We start from the raw sequence: 23835 nt of genomic DNA on the forward strand, positions 1-23835 counted from the left end.
GTGACGCCTACCTCTCGTGCTTGACCTGCGCACGGCAGGTGAGGCCGTACGAGTGAATCGACAGGGTACTGCCCGGTCGACGACATGACCGCGCACGATCGAGGCAAAGATCACTCGCAACGCGCTCCCTTTTAGCGCGATCCGGACTTTTCGCCACCCGAAGGAGGGGCGGTTCTACGCCGGTCAAGTGAAAACGCCAGCAATTCACCCATATGCACCTTTAGTCACATAGATACTTGCTGTGAACCTGGAAGGACTGATGGTGACTGTCCCCTCAACCAGGAGAACACCTCATGATCCTGTCCATCTCAGGCGTCGTCCTGCTCGGCATCATCTGCTTCCTGTTCTTCAAGAAGGACGGCATGAAGGCCTCGCACGCCCTGGTCAGCGCCCTCTTCGGGTTCTACCTCGCGGGCACCGCCATCGCCCCCAGCATCACCGCGGGCGGACAGAGCCTCGCCAGCCTTCTGGGCGGGATCAAGTTCTGACGCCCCCCAGTCCCTTCCACCCCTTCAGGAGTACGACGTGGCCCGGCGACCACTCCCCCGCATTCTGAGCAGCGGCAGCGCCCAGATCGCTCGCAGCCGAGAGATCGCGCGCACGGCCGCCGACAGCGCCACCGATGTGCTCCATCCGCTGATCACCATCTCGCGTGGTCTGCGGAAGCTGGCCGCGACCGCGCGCGCCAAGTGGGCCGCGACCCCCAAGGAGCGGCGCGGTCCCACGCTGTTCCTGGTCGCGGCCTGCATCCTCGTCGTCGCCTTCATGCCGTACGGCCCGCTGCTCGCCCTCGTCGGGGTGATGGGCACGGCCGCCTGGCAGGGACGGGAGCGCCCGGTCGTCAAGACCGGGCCCGACGACGCCGAGGTCGCCCGGCTCAAGGGCCTGTACGAGGCCCTGGTGCCGTACTTCTCGCTCCCCGACGACCCGGAGCCGCTCTTCTCCCACGGCGGCGACTGGAGCGAGGCCTTCGCGGACTACACCTTCGACGAGGACGGCCGGCCCACCCGGCTCCGCATCTCCTACCCCCCGTACTTCACCGACGGCGAGCCCGCCGCCCGCGCCCGCATCGAGCAGCTGCTGCACGCCAAGTCGGGCCGGGGCCGCGAGTACCTGTTCGATTGGGACGAGGAGGGCAACCGGCTGACCATGCACGTGCTCGACGCGCTCCCCACCACCATCGCCGCCCAGCACTTCGTCACCGTGCCCGGCGAGACCGTGCTCGGCTTCACCGACGCCGACGCCGTCCAGCGGACCGTGCCCGTCCGGGCCGCCGACGGCACCGAGGACGCCCCGGCCGTCGTCTGGCGCACCGGGCCGCGCTCCACGGAACCGCACCTGCTGGCCGTCGGACAGCCCGGCAGCGGCACCACCTCCCTGCTGCGCTCGATCGCGCTCCAGGCCCTCCCCCACGGCGACGTGCTGGTCATCGAGGGCGGCGGCACCGGAGAGTTCGCCTGTCTCGTCGGCCGGGCCGGGGTGCTCGCCGTCGAGTGCGGGCTCTCGGGCGCCCTGGCGAGCCTGGAATGGGCGGCACACGAGACCGAGCGGCGCCTCATCGCCGCGAACCGTGCCCGCCAGGCGGGCCACCCGGCCCCCGACGACACCCGGCGCCCGCTGTGGATCCTGCTCGACCGACCGAGCGTGCTGGGCCACCTGGCCGCCGCCGACGGCCGCCCCGACCCGCAGGACCTGCTCCAGGTGCCGCTGCGGCACGGACGCGCCGCGCAGGTCACCGTCGTGGTGGCCGAGCAGTTCGACAGCCTGGAGATGCTCGGCGAGACGGTACGGACCCACACCCGGGCCCGGGTCGTGCTCGGCCCGGCCGCCCCCGAGCAGATCGCCTCGGTCCTGGGCAGCCGGCCGCACACCACGCCGGTCCCCGACGTCCCGCCGGGCCGCGGCTACGCCCGCCTCGGCACGGCGCCCGTGCTGCGCCTCCAGGTGCCGGCCACGCCCGACCCCTTCGACGACGGGACCAGCGAGGCACACCGCCAGGCGGTCCTGGAGCTGCTCCCGGAGCGGCAGACGGCCACGACGGCGACGATCGAGGTGGCCCCGGGTTCGGCCCCGGACCCGGACGCCGACGCCGACACGGCACCGACCCTGCGCAAGAGCCCCAGTCCCACCGCGCTGCCCTCCCCGGTGCCCGCGGAGGGCTGAGCCCCACAGCCCGTACGCAGAAGGGGGCGGCCGCACCTTCACCGGTGCGGCCGCCCCCTTCTGCGTACGGGCTGCGGCCGGGCTCGCGGCAGGACGCCCCCAGGGAGACGTCCTGCCGCACGCCCGGACCGACGGCTAGGCCACGAAGGACCTCGGTGCCTCGACACCGGCCCCGGCGCCCGCCTCCACCAGGCGGGCCGCGGCGGCCAGACGGGCGGCGGCCTCGTCGGCGACCGGGCCGCCGACCGTGAAGGGGAGCCGGACGTACCCCTCGAAGGCGCCGTCCACCCCGAAGCGCGGCCCCGACGGCACCCGGACGCCGACCCGCTCCCCGACCTCCGCGAGGCGTGAGCCCGACAGGCCGCCGGTGCGCACCCACAGCGTCAGGCCGCCCTTGGGCACCTCGAACTCCCAGTCCGGCAGTTCCCTGCGCACGGCCGTCACCAGGGCGTCACGGTTCTCGCGGGCCTGGGCCCGGCGCAGACCGACGGCCTCCTCCCAGCCGCCGGTGCGCATCAGCCAGTTGACGCCGAGCTGCTCCAGGACGGGGGTGCCGAGGTCGGCGTAGGCGCGGGCGGCGACGAGCGAGCGGATCACGTCCGGCGCGGCCCGCACCCAGCCGATCCGCATGCCCGCCCAGAACGCCTTGCTCGCCGAGCCGACGGTGAGGACGGTGGCGCCGGACGGGTCGAAGGCGCAGACCCGCCGCGGCATCGTCACGTCGTCGTCCAGGAAGAGCTCCGTCATCGTCTCGTCGACCACCAGCACGGTGCCGGCCGAGCGGGCCGCCTCCACCAGCTGGCGCCGCTGGTCCTCGTCGGCGAGGGCGCCGGTGGGGTTGTGGAAGTCGGCGACGACGTACGCGAGGCGGGGCGCCGCGTCCCGCAGCACCTGGCGCCAGCGGCCCAGGTCCCAGCCGTCGAGCCCCTCGGCCATGGCGACGGGAACCAGCCGGGCGCCCGCCTCCCGCATCAGCTGGAGGATGTTGGCGTACGAGGGCGACTCCACGGCGATCCGCTCGCCGCGGCCGGCGAAGAGGTGGCAGATGGCGTCGATGGCGCCCATGGCGCCGGTGGTGACCATGATCTGCTCGGGCATGGTCGGGATGCCCCGCTCGGTGTACCGGTCGGCGAGCATCTGCCGCAGCGCGGGCAGTCCCGCCGGGTAGTCGCCGTGGGTGTGCGCGTACGGCGGCAGCTCCTCCAGGGCGCCCTGGATGCCCCGGGTGAGCCAGGGCTCGGGCGCGGGCAGCGCCGCGCAGCCCAGGTCGATCATGGAGCCGAGCGACTCCGGGGGCAGCGGTTCGAGCCCGCGGGCCGGGAGCGGGTTGCCGGCCGGGACGGCCGTCCAGCTTCCGGCACCGCGCCGGGACTCCAGGAAGCCCTCGGTGCGCAGCGCCTCGTAGGCGGCGGCGACGGTGGTGCGGCTGACGGTGAGCGCGAGGGCCAGTTCCCGCTCGGCGGGCAGCCGGGCGGCGACCGGGACCCGGCCCTCCAGGACGAGGAGCCGGATGCCGTCGGCGAGGGCACGGTAGGCGGGCGGCTTGCGGACGCCGGGCACGGCGGGCCGGGCCTGCTGCGCCTGGAGCTGCCGGGCGAGCTGCGCGGGCCCCACCGCCGAAGTCCACTGGGCCATGGAAATCAGTCCACCTTCCGCGAATTGGCCATGGTTGGCTCATGTTCTCCCGCCACAGAGTGTCATGAGCCAGTCCACCACGACCACCCGGTCACCACCCAGGGGGCAATCCTGTGTCCATCGCCTCCGGCCTCCGCGGCCGGCATCTGACCCGCCGGCTCGTCCAGCTCTACGCCGGTCTCGCGCTGTACGGGATCAGCTCGGCGCTGCTCGTGCGCGGCGGGCTCGGTCTGGAGCCCTGGGGCGTCCTCCACCAAGGTCTCGCCGAGAAGACCGGTCTGACCATCGGGGTCGTGTCCATCGGCGTCGGGGCGGTCGTCCTGCTGCTGTGGATCCCGATCCGCCAGAAGCCGGGGCTCGGCACCGTCTCCAACGTCTTCGCCGTCGGCCTCGCCATGGACGGCACCCTCGCCCTCGTGCCCGACGTGGACGGCCTGCCCGCCGGGATCGCCCTGATGGTGCTCGGCATCGTGCTCAACGGCGCGGCGACCGGCCTCTACATCGCGGCGCGGCTCGGCCCCGGCCCGCGGGACGGCCTGATGACCGGCCTGCACCGGCTGACCGGACGGTCGATCCGGCTGGTCCGCACGGCGATCGAGATCGTCGTCGTCGCCACCGGCTTCGTCCTCGGCGGCTCGGTCGGCGTCGGCACGGTGCTCTACGCCCTGTGCATCGGCCCGCTGGCGCAGTTCTTCCTGCGGCGGTTCGCGATACCCGAGGCGGATTCCGGATCCGATGTCCAGGCGGTCGGATCCGACCTCCGGATCCAGGAGATCGGATCCGACATCCAGGAGCAGGGAACCGACATCCAGGGCATCGGATCGGGCGCCGGATCGGGCATCGGATCGGGCATCGGATCGGGCGCCGGGTCCCACCCGCAGACCGCCGGCCCCGCTCCCGTCGCCACCCGGGCGCCCTGACAGGCCATACTGCGGCGGTGACTCGCGTACGCCACCCCTACCTCGACCACCCGGCCCCTCTCCCGTTCGCCCACCGCGGCGGCACGGCGGACGGCCTGGAGAACACCGCGGAGGCGTTCCGGCGCGCGACCGCGGCCGGATACCGCTACTTCGAGACCGATGTGCACACGACGGCGGACGGCGTCCTCGTGGCCTTCCACGACTCGACCCTGGACCGGGTGACCGACGCCGGGGGCCGGATCAGGGACCTGCCGTGGGCGGCGGTCCGGGAGGCCCGCGTGGCCGGCAAGGAGCCGCTGCCCCTCTTCGAGGAGCTCCTGGAGGAGTTCCCCGAGGCGCGCTGGAACGTGGACCTGAAGACGGAGTCCGCCCTCGGGCCGCTGGTGGACCTGATCGCCAGGACCGGCGCCTGGGACCGGATCTGCGTGGGCTCCTTCACCGAGGGCCGGGTCGCGCGGGCCCAGCGGCTGGCCGGGCCGCGGCTGGCCACCTCGTTCGGTGTGAAGGGCGTCCTGGGGCTCCGGCTGCGTTCGCTGGGCATCCCGGCGGCGCTGCGCGCGGGCGTGGTGGCGGCCCAGGTCCCGGAGCGGCAGGCCGGCGTCCCGGTGGTGGACCGCCGCTTCGTGCGCGAGGCGCACGCCCGGGGGATCCAGGTGCACGTCTGGACGGTGAACGAGGCGGACCGGATGCACGCCCTCCTGGACCTTGGCGTGGATGGCATCATGACCGATCATCTGGAGACGCTGCGCGGTGTCCTGACGGACCGCGGACTGTGGGTCTGAGCGCGCGTACCACCACGGGGACCACGGGGACGAACGAGGGGGCGCGGCCTTGACCGACGTCGACAACACGGGCCGGCCGGACGGCCGTGCCGCCGATCCGGCCGGCCCTGCCGGTCCGGCGAGCGCTGCCGAGCGCAAGCGCGAACAGCGCGGCTGGTACTTCTACGACTTCGCCTGCTCGGTCTACTCGACGAGCGTGCTGACGGTGTTCCTGGGCCCGTACCTGACCTCGGTCGCCAAGGCGGCTGCGGACCCGGAGGGGTTCGTGCACCCACTGGGCATACCCGTGCGGGCCGGCTCCCTCTTCGCGTACGCCGTCTCGGCCTCGATCGTCGTCGCGGTGCTCGCGATGCCGCTGGTGGGCGCGGCGGCGGACCGCACGGGGCGGAAGAAGCCGCTGCTGGCGGCGTCGGCCTACGTGGGCGCGACGGCCACGACGGGGATGTTCTTCCTGGACGGCGACCGCTATCTGCTGGGCGCGTTCCTGCTGATCGTGGCGAACGCCTCGCTGTCGGTGTCGATGGTGCTCTACAACGCCTTTCTGCCGCAGATCGCCGAGCCCGACGAGCGGGACACGGTCTCCTCCCGCGGCTGGGCCTTCGGCTACACCTCCGGCGCGCTGGTCCTGGTGCTGAACCTGGTCGTGTACTCGGGCCACGAGTCCTTCGGCCTGTCCGAGGGGGCCGCGGTGCGCATCTGTCTCGCCTCGGCGGGGCTCTGGTGGGGCGCCTTCACGCTGGTGCCGCTACGGCGCCTGCGCGACCGGCGTACGGATCCGGCCGAGCGCGCGACGGAGGGAGCCGTCGGCAGTGGCTGGAAGCAGCTGCGGGCCACCCTGCGGGACATGCGCCGCCACCCGCTGACGCTCTCCTTCCTGCTCGCCTACCTCATCTACAACGACGGCGTGCAGACGGTGATCTCCCAGGCCTCGGTGTACGGCTCGGAGGAGCTGAACCTCGACCAGACGACGCTGATCACGGCGGTGCTGCTGGTGCAGGTGCTGGCCGTGGCGGGCGCGCTCGGCATGGGCCGGATGGCGCGCTCGTACGGGGCGAAGCGGACGATCCTGGGGTCGCTGGCCGTGTGGACGGCGATCCTGGCGGCGGGATACTTCCTGCCCGCCGACGCGCCCGTCTTCTTCTACTTCCTGGCGGCGGCGATCGGCCTGGTCCTGGGCGGCAGCCAGGCGCTGTCCCGCTCGCTCTTCTCCCATCTGGTGCCGCGCGGCAAGGAGGCGGAGTACTTCTCGGCGTACGAGATGAGCGACCGCGGGCTGAGTTGGCTGGGGCCGTTGGTGTTCGGTCTCGCGTATCAGCTGACCGGGAGCTACCGGGATGCCATCATCTCCCTGGTGATCTTCTTCGCTGTCGGGTTCGTGCTCCTCGCAAGGGTGCCGGTTCGGCAGGCCGTGGCCGCCGCGGGGAACCCCGTACCGGACCGGATTTAGACGCGGAAGTGAAAGGCCGGTAGTGTACGCCTTTGGCCTGCCAGGCGGACCGTTACTGCGTGCCGATTTGGCGAAGACGTTGAGTGACATCTGCTGCCAGATGTGACAAAACGGGCACTGGTGGGTACAACAAGGGGCGGCACGACGGGCGACGCATGACCCGGAACGGGAATCTTTACCGCCGACCGGACGTTGACCGGATGACGACGACAGCGACACCTGTCCTGTGGGCGACAAGCCCGGGAGGCACGATTCATGAGTGAGCGAGCTCTTCGCGGCACGCGCCTCGTGGTGACCAGCTACGAGACCGACCGCGGCATCGATCTGGCCCCGCGCCAGGCGGTGGAGTACGCATGCGAGAAGGGGCATCGTTTCGAGATGCCCTTCTCGGTTGAGGCGGAAATTCCGCCGGAGTGGGAATGCAAGGTCTGCGGAATCCAGGCTCTCCTGGTGGACGGGGACGGCCCCGAGGAAAAGAAGGGCAAGCCGGCGCGTACGCACTGGGACATGCTCATGGAGCGGCGTACTCGCGAGGAGCTGGAGGAGGTGCTGGCCGAGAGGCTGGCGGTCCTGCGCTCCGGCGCCATGAACATCGCCGTGCATCCGCGCGACAGCCGGAAGTCCGCCTGACGGACGGCCGCACGGCCTGAGAGAAACGCCGAGGGGCCCGGTACACACTTCGTGTACCGGGCCCCTCGGCGTTTCTCGTTCCGGGGCGTGCCGCTCAGGGCATCAGGGGCGGCCGGGGCGCGTGGGGCTCCCGCGGCCCCTGGGGCGCGTCCTCGCGGATGACCTCGCCCTGCACGACCTTCCCGTCCGGCCGGTGGATACGGGCCTGCTGGAAGGCGTCCTGGAGGCTTCCCTGGGGAGCGGCGCCCATCCGGCGCTCCACGGCCTTCTCCGCGTACCGCCCGAGCGCCGAGCGCACCGGCGGGATCAGGAGCAGCAGTCCGGCCGCGTCCGAGAGCAGCCCGGGGATCATCAGGAGGAGCCCGCCGAGCATCAGGAAGCCGTTGCGGTCCTCCGCGCCCGTGCGGTCGGCCTCCGTGGGCACCGCGCCCGTCCGGGCCGCCTCCTGGGCCTTCTGGAAGGTCCCGGTGAGGTTGGCGAAGGCGCGCCGGCCCGCCCGCTTGATCACGGTGGCGCCGAGCACGGCGCCGCCGACGAGCAGCAGGAGGACGGTGAGCCCGCCGGCCGCGTTCGCGACCACCGTCAGGAGCCAGATCTCGAGGACCAGCCAGGCGGCGATGGCCAGCGGGAGGAACGTACGCGCGCGGGAGCGCTTGGGGGCGAGGGGAGGCGTTGCGCCGGTCGTCATGCTCCCCAGTGTGCCTGGCGGCCCGCTGGAACGTCGTAAAGGAAAGATCAGCTCGCGGACCTGCGGCCGAGCAGCTTGCCGACCTTCTGCGCGCGGGCGCTCAGACCCCAGCCGGTGACCCGCCACAGCGCCTCGACGAGGATGTCGCGGCTCATCTTGGAGTCGCCGATCTCGCGCTCGACGAAGGTGATCGGGACCTCCACCACGTGGAAGCCGGCGGCGACCGCGCGGCGGGCGAGGTCGACCTGGAAGCAGTAGCCCGCGGAGGCCACGTCGTCGAGGCCGAGGCCCTCCAGGGTCTCCTTGCGGAAGGCCCGGTAGCCGCCGGTGACGTCGCGGATCGGCACGTCGAGCATGACGCGGGAGTAGAGGCTGCCGCCGCGGGAGATGAACTCGCGGGACTTCGGCCAGTTCACGATCCGGCCACCGGGCACCCAGCGGGAGCCGAGCACCAGGTCGGCGCCCTTGAGGGCGGTGAGCAGCCGGGGCAGCTCCTCGGGCTGGTGCGAGCCGTCGGCGTCCATCTCGACGAGGACGTCGTAGCCGTGCTCGATGCCCCAGCGGAAGCCCGCGAGGTAGGCCGCGCCGAGCCCCTCCTTGCCCTTGCGGTGCAGGACGTGGACGTGATCGTCCTCGGAGGCGATCTCGTCGGCGAACTTGCCCGTGCCGTCGGGGCTGTTGTCGTCGGCGACGAGGACGTACGCCTCGGGAACCGCCTCCCGCACCCGCGCGACGATCGGCTTGATGTTCTCCGCCTCGTTGTAGGTCGGAATGATCACCAAGGCCTTGCCGAGCGGGCCGTAACGCCTCTGGCCACCGTCGTTCACTACTGCCCCTTCGGATACATACGCGAGCCACCACCATAGCGAGCCCCGCGCACCGGGTGCGGGATCGGGGCCCGGCGTCCTTCGGGCCGACCCGGGACCCGCTGGCTGCGGGACGTCCGATGCCGTTGTCTACTGAACGCCGGGGCCCCACCCGGGTCGCACCCTCCGCCGGAAAAACCTTCCCTCGCCCCCGAGGCGCGGGCGGCGTTCGGTGCCTGCGTGGAGGTTTGAAACCGGTCGGACGTCCTTGGTGGACGTGCCGAACCTACCGGCCCCGGACCGTCGGCTGTCAACACCCGTTTGACCTGCGGTGATGAACCGTTCACGGACGTGGTCCACGAAGATCCGCAGGTCGAGGGCGAGCCCGGACGTTTTCGAGCGGCAGCTCGAAATGTCCCCACGTCACTCGTTCGGTCGTACGAACACCGATTGTCCGAACACGACCGTCCGCAGGCAGACGGGAAGATCGCGCCCCGGTGACAGATCGGGCAGACCGGGCGTCCCGGAGCGCGGATCGGTCGACCAGCGGGCCACCCGGTCGTCGGGCGCCTGGACCACCAGCTCGTCGGTGCGCCAGATCGCGTAGTCGGCGGGGGCGCCCGGCACCAGGATGCCGCCGTCGTCCCGGCCGACCGCGCGCCAGCCGCCGCGGGTGTGCGCGGTGAAGGCCGCCCGGACCGAGATCCGGTGCTCGGGGTTGCGGTGGAAGGCGGCCGCGCGGACGGTCCCCCACGGGTCGAGCGGGGTGACCGGGCTGTCCGAGCCGAACGCGAGCGGCACGCCCGCGCGCAGCAGGGCGGCGTACGGGTTGAGGGTGCGGGCCCGCTCCACGCCGAGGCGGTCGGCGTACATGCCCTCGTCGCCGCCCCAGTACGCGTCGAAGGCCGGCTGCACGGAGGCGGTCAGGCCCAGCTCGGCGAAGGCCGCGATCGACTCGGGGGTGAGCATCTCGGCGTGCTCGACGCGGTGCCGGGCGGACCGGATGCGGGCGAGGCCCAGCTTCTCCGAGGCGGCCCGGACGCCCTCCACCACGGCGTCGACGGCGGCGTCGCCGATCGCGTGGAAACCGGCCTGGAGTCCGGCCTCGGTGCAGGCCACCACGTGGGCGGTGACCGCGGCCGCGTCCAGGTGGGCGACTCCGGCGGCGGGCCGGTCGGCATAGGGCTCGTGGAGGCAGGCGGTGTGCGAGCCGAGGGAGCCGTCGGCGAAGAGGTCGCCGGCCGCGCCGAGGGCGCCGAGGGCGCGGGCTCGCTCGATGTCGAGGTCGGCCCAGTAGCCGACGATCCGGGGGCCGGGCTCGCTGCGGGCGAGGTCCATCAGGCCGGTGAAGTCGTCCTCGGAGGAGATCTCGGGGCCGCCGCACTCGTGCAGGGTGCCGATGCCGAGCGAGGCCGCGTGCCGGCGGGCGGCGCGCTGGGCCTCGGTGCGCTGCTGCGGGGAGAGCGCGGCATAGGCGGCGGCGCGGACGGCGTGGTGGGCGTCGCCGGTGAGCGGCTGCCCGTCGTGGAAGCCGGTCAGCTCGCGGACGCCGGGCACGAGGTCGAGCAGGGCGGTGGTGACGACGGCCGAGTGGACGTCGATCCGGGTGAGGTACAGGGGGCGGCCGCCGGTGAGCTCGTCGAGCTCGGCGCGGGTGAGCGGGCGGCGCTCAGGCCAGCGGGCGGCGTCCCAGCCGTGCCCGATGAGGATGCGGTCGGCCGGGCGGGCGGCGGCGTGGGCGCGGATCCGCTCCGCGGCGTCGGCGAGCGAGGCGGCGGCGGACAGGTCGAGGCCGGTGAGGGCCAGACCGGTGGCCGTGGTGTGCACGTGCGCGTCGACGAACGCCGGGGTGACGAGCGCCCCTTCGAGGTCGACCACCTCGTCCACGCCCGAGACGAAGGCGTCGGCGGCGCCCTCAGAACCCACCCAGGCGACGTGCCCGCGCTCCACCACCATGGCGGTGGCGAAGGGGTCGGCGGGGCTGTGGACTTCTCCACCGCGCAGCAGCACGGTGCGGTGTTCGTACGCACTCATGCGACCAGGCTAGGCCGTCGCGGACGCCTTCCTTACCAGCGGGTTCGGGTCCGCCGCGGGTCCGCGCTCAGACGCGCGGCGGCCTGGACTCGTACGGGGTGGAGAGGACGACGGTGGTGCGGCTGGAGACGTGGGCCTGGGAGCGGATGCGGCTGAGCAGGTGCTCCAGCTCCAGGGGGGTGGCGACGCGCACCTTGAGGATGTAGTTCTCCTCCCCCGCGACGCTGTGGCAGGCCTCGATCTCGGGGATGTCGGCGAGCCGGTCGGGGGTGTCGTCGGGGGCGCTGGGGTCGAAGGGTTTCACCGAGATGAAGGCGGTGAGCGGCAGGCCCACGGCCTCCGGGTCGACGACGGCGGCATAGCCGCGGATGACTCCGCGCTGCTCCAGGCGCCGGACGCGCTGATGTACCGCCGAGGTGGACAGGCCCGTGGCCTTGCCCAGGTCGGTGTAGCTCATGCGCCCGTCCTTGACGAGCAACTCGACGATCTGACGATCCAGCTCCTCCATGCGGTGACCCTATTGCCCCGACGGGGCCGGGGCACAGCCGAGGGCTTCCCTTATGCCTGACTATGGGCATCCACGGGGCACCTGCGACGGGCATGTGACGAACGCCACAGGTTTTGGCGGGGCTCGTGCGTGACCTCACGGTTATGCGGCCGACCGTATGGGAATTGCTTGCTGTGGTCGAGGCCACTCAGATCCGGCCGACCCGTCCGAGGGGGAGATCTCCATGCAGGAGCCTGTTGATTCCGTCGACACGTCCGACGAGCTCGACGCGTACGACACCTTTGAGATGTTCCGGGTGATCTGCCCGGACTGCGTCCAGCCCATCGCGCTGCTCGCCGACGAGGACGTGCTCCCGGAGCACGCGCTGTGCCCGACGCCGTGGAACCCCTTCGTGCTCACGGTCTGCACCGGCACGGGCCTGCCCGCCGCCGAGGCCCACCCCGCGGACGAGACGCTGGAGGTGCAGGAGCAGGACACCGCCCTGCTCCTGACGCTCCCCCAGGGCCTCGACTGGCGGACGCAGCCCTTCTCGCACGTCGGCGGTCCGGGCTCGCGTCCGATCAAGCCGTCGCAGCTGCGCCGCGCCGCCTGAGCCTCACCAGTAGCGTCCCTGCACCATCGCCGCGAGGGTGGCGTGGTGCAGGATCAGGGCGTCCGCGCCCTGGCCGTCGGCCGGCACGTCCACCTCTCCGAAGTACGCCTGCCGGTACGCGATCCTGAGCATCACGATCGCGTGCCGCAGCGCCGCGTAGAGCGTGTGGAACTCCATGTCGCGCGGGGTGTGCCCGGTGAGCCGCGCATAGCGCCGCTCGATGTCCTCGCGGCGCAGGAAGCCGGGAAGTCCCGGCTGCCCGAAGCTCACCGTCAGGTCCTGGAAGAAGCGGTGCAGATAGACCGTCCAGCCGAGATCGACCTCGCGCGGGGCGCAGGCCGCCATCTCCCAGTCGAGGACGGCGGCCGGCGTGAAGCCGTCGTAGACGATGTTGCCGATGCGCGCGTCGCCCCAGTTGAGGACGGCGGGCCCCTCGTCGGCGGGCCAGTGCGCCTCCAGCCAGTCGAAGGCCGACTCGATGAGCGGTGAGGGGGCCAGGCCCTTCACCACCCACGCGTAGTACTCCCGTTGGGCGTCGACATGGCGGCGCAGCGGACTGCCGGCGCCGTCCGGGAGCAGGAACTCGGCCTCCTTCGCGGGGAACTGCTCGTGCAGCCGGGCGATGACGCCGACCGACTCGGCCTCCAGGAGCTCGCGTTCGGCGTCGTCGGCCGCGTGCAGCCAGTTCCCCTCGTACGTGTAGGGCATGACGTCCGGCGGGACGCGGCCCTCGGCGCGGGCCATCACGAAGAAGGGCGCGCCGAGCGGGCCGGGGTCCTCCTCCAGCCAGAGCACCCGCGGCACGGGGACGTCGGTGTGCTCGCCGACCAGGCGCATCACCCGGTGCTGGCGGGCCATGTCGTAGACGGGGAAGACCGTGTACGCGGCGGGGTCGGCGGCGAGCCGCAGGGCGCAGCCGCGGACCGGGGCGCCGGGGTGGTCGAGGTCGAAGAGCAGGGTCTCGCTGGACATGCCGTTGGATCCGGGCACGGCCAGGCCGTCAACGCGGGCGCCGGGGAGCCGCTCGTCGAGCCAGGCGGTCAGCCGCCGGCCCAGCTCCTCGGGGTCCCGGGTGGTGGTGCGGGGGCGGGGCGCGGTGGCCATGGGACTCCTCGGGGCTCAGGGGGCGGTGGCGGTGTGGTCGGCGAAGCCGCTGGGGTCGTGGCGGCCGAAGGAGCCGTGCTCGAAGATGCCGTAGCCGGTGCGGCCGTCGAGGGTGAAGCGGGCGGCGTGGTCGGTGACGCCGTAGGCGGCCATGGGGTGCGCGGCCGGGTCGGAGAGGTCGTACACCCGCCGGTCGGTCCACTCGCGGCCCTGCCAGCTGCCGTGCTGCCAGTCGGTGGCCGGCGGGTACCCGGCGCCGACGGCGAGCGGCGAGGAGGCGAGGATCTCGACGCCGATCTCCAGCGGCTTGCCCGCCGGGTCGGTGACGTGCACGACGGCGCGCTCGGGGTCGCGGGTGCCCGGGCGGTACGTGATGTCGGTGCGGGGCCAGCCGAGTTGGGTGTCGCGCCGGCCGTTGCGCACGAGCAGCGCCTCGTTCAGGGTGCGGTACCCGTCGGCGTCCTCCTGGGCGACGACCATGAGGAAGCGGTCCTCGAAGCGCATGGGTATCCAGAGCCAGTGGAAACCCTCGGGGCGGAACTCGTCGGCGCGTCCGGGCTCTTCGCCGGGCAGCGGGCGCACGCCCCAGCTGCGGTCGCGGGTGCCGGTCCACTCCCCCGCGGTGACGGCGTACTCCTCGCCGCCCGCCCGGAGGGTGCCGGTGACGTGCCCGGCCTGGACGAAACGGCGGCCCTCCAGGGTGAGGCGGTCGCCGCGGCGCTGGGTGTGGTGGGGCTCCCAGACGGCGGGGAAGTCCCCGGTCCAGGTGAGGTCGAAGGAGAGGCCCTCGGGGTCGTCCGGGTCGGCCGCGCAGTGCAGGGTCAGCCGGCGGAGCGGCTCGTCGACGGTGATGCGCAGGGGACCGACGGAGAGGTTCATCCGGTCGTCGCCGAGGGCGTCGGAGGCGCGGACCGCGTGCAGCCGGTCGCCGGTGCGCAGGGTCGCGTAGGCGTCGACGACCCCGGTGTTGGGGTAGACGCCGAGGCCGGCGATGAGCAGGGCGCGGCCCTGGTGGTCGAAGACGTGGAAGATGCACCGGTCGTAGGCGTTCCGGTCACCGCTGACGTGGTGCTTCATCGAGAGCGGTGCCTGGTGCACGGGGTACTCGTCGAGCGCGACGGGCCGGTCGTCTGACACGTGTTACCTCCTGGGCGGCGAGCGGGAATTGACGGTACGTCAGAAACCGCGCCAGGGACCAGAGCCGTGCACCCCGGATGCGCCGCCGGGATCCGCGCCCCGCGCGCCCGGGGACGTGTCGAACTCCCGCTCGGCACGGCCGGGCGGTGACCGCCGGCACGGCGGGGGCGTTGTCCCGGTATGACCACGCTGTATACGACACCCAGCGGATACGGCCGGCACCGCCAGTCCGAGCCGCACTTTGAAGAATCGGTTCCGCACCAGCTTCCCGGGGCGGCTCCCGCTCCTCACCCGGCGCCCGCGCCCGCCCTCCAGCCCGCGCCCGCGCCCCACCCGGCGCCCGCGCCCGCGGCGGCACACCCGGTGCCCGTCCCCGCGCCCGTCCCCCTGCCGGTCCCCCCGGACCCGCCGATCTACCAGGCGGTGCTCAGCCTCTGGGCCAGCCACGGCAGGACCCTGCCCGGCCACCGCGACCAGGAGTGGAACCGGCTCGCCGCGGGGCCGGTCTGGGCCGACCGCACCGTACGCGTCAGCGGGACTCTGGTCCGGCGAGGTGACGCGCGATGACCATGCGCTGGATCTGGTTGGTGCCCTCGACGATCTGGAGCACCTTCGCCTCGCGCATGAACCGCTCGACGGGGAAGTCCGCGGTGTAGCCGTATCCGCCCAGCACCTGCACCGCGTCCGTCGTGACCCGCATCGCCGCGTCCGAACAGAACAGCTTCGCCATCGCCGCCCGCTGCGAGAAGGGCCGCCCCTCGTCGCGCAGCCGCGCCGCCTCCAGATAGAGGGCGCGGCCCGCCTCGACCCGGGTGGCCATGTCCGCGAGCAGGAAGCGCAGCCCCTGGAAGTCGGCGATGGGGCGCCCGAACTGGCGACGCTCGCGCGCGTAAGCGACGGCCGTGTCCAGCGCGGCCTGCGCCAGGCCCACCGCGCAGGCGGCGATGCCGAGCCGTCCCGAGTCGAGCGCGGCCAGCGCGATCGTGAAGCCCTGCCCCTCCGCGCCGACGCGCCGGGCGTCGGGGACGCGGACGCCGTCGAGGTGCACCTGGGCGGTGGGCGAGCCCTTCATGCCCATCTTCCGCTCGGGCGCGGCGGCGCCGAGCCCCGCCGCGTCGCCCGGCACGAGGAACGCGGTGATCCCCTTCGGCCCGTCCGCGCCCGTCCGGGCGAGCACGGTGTAGAAGTCGGCGATCCCGCCGTGGGTGATCCACGCCTTGGTCCCGTCGAGCACCCACTCCTCGCCGTCCCGGACGGCCCGGGTGCGCAGCGAGGCCGCGTCCGAGCCGGAGGCGGGTTCGGAGAGGCAGTAGGCGCCCAGCAGTCCCCCGCCGAGCATGGCGGGCAGGTGGGCGGCGCGCTGCTCCTCGGTGCCGAAGGCGGCGAGGGCGTGGCAGGACAGGCTGTGCACGCTGACCCCGAGCGCCACGGTGAGCCGGGCGGCGGCCAGCTCCTCCAGGACCTGGAGGTAGACCGTGTACGGCTGGTCCCCGCCGCCGTACGCGGAGTCGTACGGGAGACCGAGCAGGCCGGAGGCGGAGAGCAGCGAGAAGAGCTCGCGCGGGAAGTGCCCGGCCGCCTCCTCGTCGGCGGCGCGGGGCGCGATCTCCCGCTCGGCGATCTCCCGGACCAGGGCGATCAGCTCCCGGGCCTCCTCGGTGGGCAGCCGGCGTTCCACGTGTTGCGGGGCGCGGTCGGGCATGGCGGCGCACTCCTCCCTCTCGGGCGCGTTCGTCACTGCCGATGCTGCCCCCGTGCGTCCCCGCGCGCGCGGGGAGCGGCCGTCGGCCGTGGCGGGTGGAGTATGCCCGCGGCGGGGTGGGCTCACCCGGCGTGCGCCGGCCCGCCGCACGGGGCGCGCGGTGCGCCGCGTGCGTTGACTCCTGGGCCGGGCGTCCCTACGCTCCGCACCCCACGCGTCACTCGCCCGGCGGCGCGTCCCGGCGTCCCGCGCCGCACGGCGGAGAGGAGGGCCGCGATGCGCACCACCGCACCGCTCCGCGTCGTGCTGCCGCTCGTGGTCTGCGGCGGCGCCCTGGTGCTCGTGCAGCTCGGTCCGCCGGCCGCCCTCGCTCCGCTGGCGCTCACCGGGATCGCGGGCGCGGGCACCGGCCTCACGCTGCTCGCGGCGGGAGCACTCCTGTGGTGGTCGCCACCGACGCCCGCCCGGGCGGCACGGCACACCGCCGTCCTGGCGGCGCTGTCGGTCGCGGCGACCTGGCTGGGCGGCTACCCGGTGGGCGTGGCCCTCGGCGCGCTGGGGATGGCGGTCGGCCTGGGCCGGTTCACATCAGGCCGGCCTGGGTGACGAACATGGCGAGGACGACCACCAGGGTCCAGCCGAGCAGGTGCTCCAGGATCTTGGGGCCGTCTTCCTTGGGGCCGCCGGTGCGCGCGCGGGCGCGGGCGGCGGCGTGGGAGGTCGCGCTCATGCGCACCACCCTGCCAGCGGGCGGCGCCCCGGGGTAGAGACGTACGTCACCGTGCCCCGGGCCGCCGGGTCCCGCTCAGGAGATGCCGACGGCCGCAAGGGCCTTGCGTTGCGCGGGAGTCGGCCGGTCGGGGAAGTAGAGGTAGCAGACCCCTCCTGTGCCGGACACCACTTTCCCGCTCGCGTTGTAGCGCTTGGTGCGGAGCCAGATGTTCTCCCACTCGCGCCGGAGGTAGACCCGGCGGACGGCCTCGTTGCTGGGTGAGGCGGGGTCGTTGGCGATCACGTCGCCCTCGGCGGTGAAGCCGATCACGGTCATGAGGTGGCCCGAGGTGCCGTAGCCGGCGCCGGTGAGCTCCTCCTTGCGGAAGGACTGGGACGTTATGGCCGGGATGCCCGCGCGGACCAGGGTCTCCAGGTCGGTGAGCGAGCGCAGCCGGGTGACGACCGCGTTCATGTCGCGGTAGCTCGCGGCGTAGGCGGCGTTGAAGGGCCAGTTGCCGCAGCCCTCGTACTGGTAGTCGTAGGTGAGGCGGGCGGCGTGGCAGACCTGGGGGTCGGCGAAGGCCGGGTCCACCCAGGCGAGGTCCTCGGGCGTGGGCCGGCGCCCCCAGTACTCGACGATCATCTGCGAGGAGGTGGGGCTGCACCAGGCCTCGCCGCCGTTGTCGTACTCGGGGTACTGGCCGACGTGGACGTTCTGCGAGTAGCGCGGCACGGTCAGCTCGTGGTCGAGGCCGGGCGTGGAGGCGGGGACGGTGAAGCGGTCGGGGACGTCGGAGGCCATCGCGCCGAGCCGCCGGACGGTGGGCGTGAGGGCGGTCCCGGGCTTGCGGTAGAGGGTGAGCCGCAGGCGGTACGAGACGAGGCGCAGTCCGCTCGCGGGGTCGTCCACGGAGAAGGTGTCGGTCCAGACGGTGGCCTTGCCGTCGCTCTGGCCGTCGACGGAGGTGCGCCGGATGTCGCCGTCGCCGGCCGCCCAGCGGCCCATCACGAACCAGGGCGTCTCGGTGGCGTCGCCGTACGTGCCGCGCAGCTCGACCTGGAGCCAGGTGCCGGGCGGGGTGTCGGCGTTCCAGGAGGCGATGACTTCGGTGGCGGGCACCGTGGAGGTGTGCGTGGGCGAGGTCCAGCTCGCGTGCTCCCAGGTGCTCGCCTTCCCCGTGTGCGGGTCGGTGTAGTCGGTGCGGCCCACGGGGGTGCCGATGACCAGGCCGGGGCGATGGCCCGACACGGCCCGGGTGCCGTCGGGGGTGCCGCAGCGCCAGTCGGTGTAGGTGTGCCAGAAGCGGTTGTCGACGAGTCCGGGCGCCGGGGCGTGCCCCCGGGCGTCGGCACAACTGTCGGCGCGTTCCTCGGGCCCGGCCGCCGGGGCGGCGGAGGCGGGAGCCGCGGTGGCCGCGGCCGTGCCGGCGGCGGCCGCGAGGGCCGCGGCGAGGACGGTTCGGCGTGGGGTGGAACGGGGCATGGGCGGGGACCCCCAGTCGAGATCGGTCGATGCGAACGGACGGGGCTGCGCGCCCCACTATCGCGGCTCCCGGAGGGCTTCGGCCAGCGATTCGACGCGTGCCGCCCGAGCAATATTGGTCTCGTCCACTGGCGCCCCCCGCCCCGCTGACCTGCGGGCTCGCCTACCCTGGGGCCATGACCGACCTCGACCGCGCGGCCGCCGCGCTGCGCCGGCTGCCGCCCTCGTGCGGACCGGTGCGGCTCGTCGCGATCGACGGGCACGCCGGCTCCGGCAAGTCCACCCTCGCCGCCCGCCTCTCCGGGGCGCTGGGCTCGGCGCCCGTGCTGCGCCTCGACGACCTCGCCACCCACGCGGAGCTCTTCGAGTGGACCGGCCGGATGCTCACCGAGGTGGTCGGGCCGCTGTCCCGGGGCGAGACGGCGCGCTACCGCCCGTACGACTGGAACCTCCGCGCCTTCGGCCCGGCCCGCGCACTGGCGCCGGAGCCGGTGGTCCTCGTGGAGGGCGTGGGGGCCGGGCGGCGGGTGCTCAGGCCGCACCTCGCGCGGCTGCTGTGGATGGAGCGCGGCCCCGAGGAGTCCTGGGCGCGCGGGCGGCGTCGCGACGGTCCGGGGCAGGCCTCCTTCTGGGACGGCTGGACCGTGGCGGAGACTCGCCATTTCTCCGAGGACCCCTCCCGGCCCTTCGCCGACACCCTGGTACGGGAGCGCGAGGAGGGTTACGAGTGGCTCGCCGGGCCCTCTGTGACAGCGAGTCCGAACCAGATCATCACCCACCGTGACGACCCCTTGGCTGCGAACTGAGTGGTCGGAAGTCCACTTCCGCAAGTGCCTCAACTCCGCTTGACCCAAGGGGCGTACAGGTCTTACGTTCTGAATGTGCGGCTTTCCGAAGTCGCCGCAGACGCGAAGCCCCCGGTTGTTCCCCCGTGATCGGGGGCTTCGTTCTGCCCCCTTCCTCACCCTGGGTCACCACCCGTGAGCGGTCGACGGATCACGTCGGATCGCTGTGGATCGACTCCTTCTCCCTCATCACGCACGCCCTGCGCAGGTACGATGCCCCTCGGTGCGGTCAATTCCCGTCCACGTGATGACGGTTGTGGGGGACCCGATGGACTTCGGCACACAGGGCGCGCACGCCCCCGCCGAGCTCGCCTGGCTGCGCGGCGTCGACGCCTACACGATGGGCGCCTATCCGCAGGCCGAGGAGGAGTTCCGTACGGCGGTGCGCATCGATCCCGGCATGGCCGACGGCTGGCTCGGCCTGCACGCGCTGCGGGTCGACACCACCACCGCCCTGCTGCGCATGTACCGCAACCGCGAGCGCTTCGGCGAGCAGCGGACCCGGCACCGCAGGACCCTCAACTCCTGGTACTGGCTGGGCTGGTGGGTGCAGCCGGTGCTGGAGAGCCCGCGCGACCTGCTGCTCGCGCACGCCTCGCACTGGCTGGACGGCCGGCACGTGCCCGAGCTCGACCGGGCGCTCGCCGGACTGCCGCCGGTCGACACCGATCCGCAGGTGCGCTTCCTGCATGCCTGCCGCTCCTACCTGGTCAAGGACTGGGAGCAGCTGGTGCGGCACACCGAGACGCTCGTCGACGACCCGCTGCTCGGCATCGAGGCGGGGCTCTTCGGCGGCATGGCCCGGGTGCGGATGGAGATGTTCGGCCAGGCCGAGCCGCTGCTGTCGGCAGCCCTCATGCGCTGCCGCAGCGAGCAGCCGCAGCGCAAGGAGCTGCGCTACTGGCTGGCCCGTGCCCACGAGGGCACCGGCCGGACCGCCGCCGCGCTGCCGCTGTACCGGGCGGTCCACCGGATCGATCCGGCCTTCATGGACACCGCCGCGCGGCTCACGGCGATCGCCGAGTACGACGGCTTCGAGGGGCCGGACGATCCGGCCGGCCTCGCGCCGGTCGCGCTCGGTGGCTTCGGCCAGGACACGATGGAAGCCGTGGACTCCGCGCCGACGGATCCGGAGACCCTGGGCGGCGACGGGCTGCTGCTCAAACCCGGCTCCGTGCCGCCGCCCGCGCCTCCTGAGCCGCCGGACTTCGTCCGGCAGAAGGCGGTCGTCCCACCGCAGCCGGTGCCGCCGCGGTTCCCCGCCAGCCCGACGGACCCGGCGCTGCTCGCCGAGGCCCTCTCGGAACTGGAGCGCATGGTCGGGATGGAACCCGTCAAACGGCAGGTCAAGGCCCTCTCGGCGCAGCTGGAGATGGCCCGGCTGCGCGCCGGACAGGGACTCCCGGTCCAGCCCCCGAAACGTCACTTCGTCTTCTCCGGCCCCTCCGGCACCGGGAAGACCACCGTCGCCCGGATCCTCGGCCGGGTCTTCTACGCGCTCGGGCTGCTCGGCGGCGACCACCTCGTGGAGGCCCAACGGGCCGATTTGGTCGGCGAGTTCCTCGGCCAGACCGCGGTCAAGGCCAACGAGCTGATCGACTCGGCCGTCGGCGGGGTGCTCTTCGTGGACGAGGCCTACTCGCTCTCCAACTCCGGCTACAGCAAGGGCGACGCCTACGGCGACGAGGCCCTCCAGGTGCTCCTCAAGCGCGCCGAGGACAACCGCGACCACCTGGTGGTGATCCTCGCCGGCTACCCGGAGGGCATGGACCGGCTGCTCGCCGCCAACCCCGGCCTGTCCTCGCGGTTCACCACCCGCGTCGACTTCCCCTCGTACCGGCCGCTGGAGCTCACCGCCATCGGCGAGGTCCTCGCCGCCTCCAACGGCGACGGCTGGGACGACGAGGCCCTGGACGAGCTGCGCTCGATCAGCGCGCACGTCGTCGAGCAGGGCTGGATCGACGAGCTCGGCAACGGACGCTTCCTGCGCACCCTGTACGAGAAGTCCTGCGCGTACCGGGACCTGCGGCTGTCCGGCTACCCGACCACACCGACCCGCGAGGACCTGGCCACCCTGCGCCTGCCGGACCTGATGCAGGCCTACGGCGAGGTCCTGTCGGGCCGCGGTCCGGTCGACCGCGGCCCTCAGGAACCGCCGGGGCTCTAGCCCGGGTTCCGCCCAGGAACCGACCCGGCCAGCACCTCGGCCAGCACCTCGGCCAGCACCTCGGCCGGCGCCTCGGCCGCCCGCTCGGGCCGGGGTGCCGGGGCCAGCCGGTGGGCGGGATCGCGGACCTCGCCCACCAGCATCTCCAGGACGTCCTCCAGGGCGACCAGGCCGAGCACCCGGCCGGAGGCGTCCGCCACCTGCGCCAGGTGGGTGGCGGCCCGGCGCATCACGGTGAGCGCGTCGTCCAGCGGGAGCTCGGCCCGCAGGACGCCCATCGGGCGCCAGATCTGCTGCGGAACCGCCCGCTCCCGGTCCTCCAGGTCGAGGACGTCCTTCACGTGCACGAAGCCCATGAAGACGCCCCGGCCCTCGGAGCACACCGGGAAGCGGGAGTAGCCGGTGCGGACCGTCAGCTCCTCGATCTCGCGCGGGGTCACCGACGGGGAGACCGTCACCAGCGCTGCCGAGGGGATCAGGACGTCCGTCACGGGGCGGGTGCCCAGTTCCAGGGCGTCCTCCAGGCGCTCCTGTTCGGCCGGGTCGAGCAGTCCGGCCTGGCCGGCGTCCTCGACGAGCCGGCCGAGCTGCGCCCGGGTGAAGACGGCCTCGACCTCGTCCTTCGGTTCCACGCGGAAGGCCTTCAGGACGAGCCGGGCGCAGGTGCCGAGCGCGCTGGTGACCGGCCGGCAGAGCCGGGCGAAGCCGACCAGGCCGGGGCCGAGCCACAGCGCGGTGCGCTCGGGGTCGGCCATCGCCAGGTTCTTCGGGACCATCTCGCCGATCACCAGGTGGAGGAAGACCACCGCGGCGAGCGCGAACACGTACCCGAGGGGGTGGATCAGGCCCTGCGGCACGCCCACGGCGTGGAAGACCGGTTCGAGCAGCCGGGCCACGGTCGGTTCGGCGACCGCGCCGAGCGTCAGCGAGCAGACGGTGATGCCGAACTGGGCGGCCGCCATCATCTGCGGCAGGTTCTCCAGGCCGTACAGCACCTGGCGGGCGCGGGAGCCGCCGAGCGGCTCGATCTGGCTGCGGCGCACGGAGACGAGGGCGAACTCGGCTCCGACGAAGAATCCGTTGGCCAGCACGAGCAGCAGGGCGAACAGCAGCGGGAGCAGGCTCATCGGGCCGCCTCCGCGCCGACGGGCACCGGGGCGGTGCGGGTGATCCGCACCCGCTCGGCGCGGTAGCGGTCGACCTGGCGCACCGAGAGGCGCCAGCCGGGGAGTTCGGCCCGGTCGCCCGGGGCGGGGATCCGCCCGAGGAGGTCGGCGACGAGCCCGGCGACCGTCTCGTACGGTCCGTCGGGCACGTCGAGTCCTATCCGGTGCAGGGTGTGCACCCGGCAGGAACCGTCGGCCTCCCAGGCCTGCTGGCCGTCCTCCGAGGGGACGGCGGCCAGCTCGGGCCGTTCGTCGGCGGCGGTGTCGTGCTCGTCGCGCACCTCGCCGACGAGCTCCTCGACGATGTCCTCCAGGGTGACGACCCCGGCGGTGCCGCCGTACTCGTCGACGACGACCGCGATCGGCTGCTCGCGGCGCAGCCGCTCCAGCAGGGCCTGGGCGGGCAGCGACTCGGGGACGAGCAGCGGCGGGACGGCGATCCGGCCCACGGGGACCCGGTGCCGCTCGTGCGGGACGACGGCGAGGGCGTCCTTGAGGTGGACCATGCCGACGACCTCGTCGATCCGCTCGCGGTAGACGGGGAAGCGGGACAGTCCCGTGGCCCGGGTGAGGTTGAGGACGTCGGCCGCGGTGGCGTCCGACTGCAGGGCGCTCACCTTCACCCGCGGGGTCATCACCTGCTCGGCGGTGAGGCCGCCGAGCGAGAGGGTCCGTACGAAGAGGTCGGCGGTGTCCTGTTCGAGGGCGCCGGCGAGGGCCGAGTGCCGGGCGAGCGAGACCAACTCCCCGGGGGTGCGGACCGAGTCGAGCTCGTCGGTCGGCTCCACGCCGAAGAGCCGGACCAGCCGGTTGGCGACCCGGTTGAGCAGGGCGATCACGGGCCGGAACAGCGTGGAGAAGACGTGCTGCGGTCCGGCGACGAAGCGGGCCACCTGGAGCGGCCGGGACACCGCCCAGTTCTTGGGGACGAGCTCGCCGACCACCATCTGGACGGCGGAGGCCAACAGCATGCCGACGACCACCGAGATGCCGGAGACGGCCCCTTCGGGGAGCCCGGTGGCGGTGAGGGGCCCGTCGAGCAGCCGGGCGAGCGCGGGCTCGGCGAGCATGCCGGTGACGAGCGAGGTGATGGTGATGCCGAGCTGGGTGCCGGAGAGCTGGAAGGAGAGCTCGCGCAGCGCCTTGACGACGGTGCGGGCCCGGCGGTCGCCTTCGGCCGCGGCACGTTCGGCCTCGGGGCGTTCCACCGTGACGAGGCCGAACTCGGCCGCCACGAAGAAGCCGTTGGCGAGGATGAGCAGGAAGGCTGCGGCGAGCAGCAGAAGCGAGACGATCATGCCGCCGCCTCGGG

At 73.3% G+C, this 23835-nt stretch carries 22 protein-coding genes and 1 pseudogene; 11 read left to right on the forward strand and 12 right to left on the reverse strand.

The features are described 5' to 3' along the window. The first annotated feature begins 293 nt into the window (after positions 1–293). Entirely contained in the window at positions 294–488 is a 195-nt protein-coding gene (locus OG309_RS06485; RefSeq protein ID WP_046907412.1) for a hypothetical protein, read from the forward strand. Positions 489–525: 37 nt separating this feature from the next. Further along, entirely contained in the window at positions 526–2163 is a 1638-nt protein-coding gene (locus OG309_RS06490; protein ID WP_329418875.1) for a hypothetical protein, read from the forward strand. 135 nt (positions 2164–2298) lie between these two features. On the opposite strand, the gene OG309_RS06495 is transcribed toward OG309_RS06490, so the two are convergent. Further along, positions 2299–3798 (reverse strand): SCO1417 family MocR-like transcription factor, encoded by a 1500-nt coding sequence (locus tag OG309_RS06495; RefSeq protein WP_329418877.1) that lies wholly within the window; start codon positions 3796–3798, stop codon positions 2299–2301. A gap of 113 nt (positions 3799–3911) precedes the next feature. Between OG309_RS06495 and yczE the strand changes: the two are divergent. The 4 genes and pseudogenes from yczE to OG309_RS06515 form a co-directional block, all read left to right on the forward strand. Further along, a pseudogene (gene yczE, locus OG309_RS06500) lies at positions 3912–4544 on the forward strand (membrane protein YczE); the annotation flags it as partial. Between the two features lie 191 nt (positions 4545–4735). Continuing rightward, positions 4736–5500 (forward strand): glycerophosphodiester phosphodiesterase family protein, encoded by a 765-nt coding sequence (locus OG309_RS06505; protein ID WP_329418878.1) that lies wholly within the window; start codon positions 4736–4738, stop codon positions 5498–5500. A 49-nt stretch (positions 5501–5549) separates the two neighbouring features. Continuing rightward, positions 5550–6947, forward strand: a complete 1398-nt coding sequence (locus OG309_RS06510; protein ID WP_329418879.1) for an MFS transporter — start codon at positions 5550–5552, stop codon at positions 6945–6947. A gap of 255 nt (positions 6948–7202) precedes the next feature. Beyond that, positions 7203–7577, forward strand: coding sequence for an RNA polymerase-binding protein RbpA (locus tag OG309_RS06515; RefSeq protein WP_015032218.1), 375 nt, complete (start codon positions 7203–7205; stop codon positions 7575–7577). 94 nt (positions 7578–7671) lie between these two features. On the opposite strand, the gene fxsA is transcribed toward OG309_RS06515, so the two are convergent. The 4 genes from fxsA to OG309_RS06535 all read right to left on the reverse strand — a co-directional run bounded on the left by fxsA (position 7672) and on the right by OG309_RS06535 (position 11613). Further along, a complete protein-coding gene (gene fxsA, locus OG309_RS06520) occupies positions 7672–8265 on the reverse strand; it encodes an FxsA family membrane protein (RefSeq protein WP_329418881.1) in 594 nt (197 codons plus the stop codon). A 47-nt stretch (positions 8266–8312) separates the two neighbouring features. Beyond that, positions 8313–9092, reverse strand: coding sequence for a polyprenol monophosphomannose synthase (locus OG309_RS06525; protein ID WP_329418883.1), 780 nt, complete (start codon positions 9090–9092; stop codon positions 8313–8315). Between the two features lie 402 nt (positions 9093–9494). Next, positions 9495–11105, reverse strand: a complete 1611-nt coding sequence (locus OG309_RS06530) for an amidohydrolase (RefSeq protein WP_329418885.1) — start codon at positions 11103–11105, stop codon at positions 9495–9497. Between the two features lie 67 nt (positions 11106–11172). Continuing rightward, a complete protein-coding gene (locus tag OG309_RS06535) occupies positions 11173–11613 on the reverse strand; it encodes an Lrp/AsnC family transcriptional regulator (protein ID WP_329418887.1) in 441 nt (146 codons plus the stop codon). A 223-nt stretch (positions 11614–11836) separates the two neighbouring features. Between OG309_RS06535 and OG309_RS06540 the strand changes: the two genes are divergently transcribed. Beyond that, positions 11837–12205: a hypothetical protein gene (locus OG309_RS06540; protein ID WP_329418888.1), complete on the forward strand. Its 369-nt coding sequence runs from the start codon at positions 11837–11839 to the stop codon at positions 12203–12205. Positions 12206–12208: 3 nt separating this feature from the next. Here the strand turns inward: OG309_RS06540 and OG309_RS06545 are convergent, their stop codons facing one another. Both OG309_RS06545 and OG309_RS06550 read right to left on the reverse strand, forming a co-directional pair. Then, on the reverse strand, positions 12209–13309 hold the full coding sequence (locus OG309_RS06545; RefSeq protein ID WP_329418890.1) for a phosphotransferase family protein: 1101 nt from the start codon (positions 13307–13309) through the stop codon (positions 12209–12211). A gap of 15 nt (positions 13310–13324) precedes the next feature. Next, entirely contained in the window at positions 13325–14446 is a 1122-nt protein-coding gene (locus OG309_RS06550; protein WP_329418892.1) for a DUF7064 domain-containing protein, read from the reverse strand. A 180-nt stretch (positions 14447–14626) separates the two neighbouring features. Between OG309_RS06550 and OG309_RS06555 the strand changes: the two genes are divergently transcribed. After that, positions 14627–15013: a hypothetical protein gene (locus tag OG309_RS06555; protein WP_329418893.1), complete on the forward strand. Its 387-nt coding sequence runs from the start codon at positions 14627–14629 to the stop codon at positions 15011–15013. Here OG309_RS06555 and OG309_RS06560 read toward each other — a convergent pair. Then, positions 14976–16148 carry an acyl-CoA dehydrogenase family protein gene (locus OG309_RS06560; protein WP_329418894.1) on the reverse strand — a complete coding sequence of 391 codons (1173 nt, stop codon included), beginning with the start codon at positions 16146–16148 and terminating at the stop codon, positions 14976–14978. The genes OG309_RS06555 and OG309_RS06560 overlap by 38 nt on opposite strands. Before the next feature lie 276 nt (positions 16149–16424). Between OG309_RS06560 and OG309_RS06565 the strand changes: the two genes are divergently transcribed. Then, positions 16425–16754 (forward strand): DUF6114 domain-containing protein, encoded by a 330-nt coding sequence (locus OG309_RS06565; RefSeq protein ID WP_329418896.1) that lies wholly within the window; start codon positions 16425–16427, stop codon positions 16752–16754. Here the strand turns inward: OG309_RS06565 and OG309_RS06570 are convergent. Both OG309_RS06570 and OG309_RS06575 read right to left on the reverse strand, forming a co-directional pair. Beyond that, positions 16732–16878: an SCO1431 family membrane protein gene (locus OG309_RS06570; RefSeq protein ID WP_329418898.1), complete on the reverse strand. Its 147-nt coding sequence runs from the start codon at positions 16876–16878 to the stop codon at positions 16732–16734. The genes OG309_RS06565 and OG309_RS06570 overlap by 23 nt on opposite strands. Before the next feature lie 75 nt (positions 16879–16953). Next, entirely contained in the window at positions 16954–18345 is a 1392-nt protein-coding gene (locus tag OG309_RS06575) for a peptidase C39 family protein (protein ID WP_329418899.1), read from the reverse strand. 176 nt (positions 18346–18521) lie between these two features. On the opposite strand from OG309_RS06575, the gene OG309_RS06580 reads away from it, so the two are divergent. Together OG309_RS06580 and OG309_RS06585 are read left to right on the forward strand one after the other, a co-directional pair. Further along, positions 18522–19151, forward strand: coding sequence for a uridine kinase family protein (locus OG309_RS06580; RefSeq protein WP_329418900.1), 630 nt, complete (start codon positions 18522–18524; stop codon positions 19149–19151). Positions 19152–19458: 307 nt separating this feature from the next. Next, the gene (locus OG309_RS06585) at positions 19459–21357 is read left to right on the forward strand and encodes an AAA family ATPase (protein WP_329428183.1); all 1899 of its coding nucleotides are present in this window, start codon (positions 19459–19461) and stop codon (positions 21355–21357) included. Here the strand turns inward: OG309_RS06585 and OG309_RS06590 are convergent. Further along, positions 21354–22484: a hemolysin family protein gene (locus OG309_RS06590; protein ID WP_329418901.1), complete on the reverse strand. Its 1131-nt coding sequence runs from the start codon at positions 22482–22484 to the stop codon at positions 21354–21356. The two genes, OG309_RS06585 and OG309_RS06590, sit on opposite strands and share 4 nt — an antisense overlap. Further along, positions 22481–23821, reverse strand: a complete 1341-nt coding sequence (locus OG309_RS06595; RefSeq protein ID WP_329418902.1) for a hemolysin family protein — start codon at positions 23819–23821, stop codon at positions 22481–22483. The genes OG309_RS06590 and OG309_RS06595 overlap by 4 nt, the downstream gene beginning before the upstream one ends. Between the last annotated feature and the right edge of the window lie 14 nt (positions 23822–23835).

The organism is Streptomyces sp. NBC_01268 (genome assembly GCF_036240795.1).
In the GTDB taxonomy this organism is placed as follows: Bacteria; Actinomycetota; Actinomycetes; order Streptomycetales; family Streptomycetaceae; genus Streptomyces.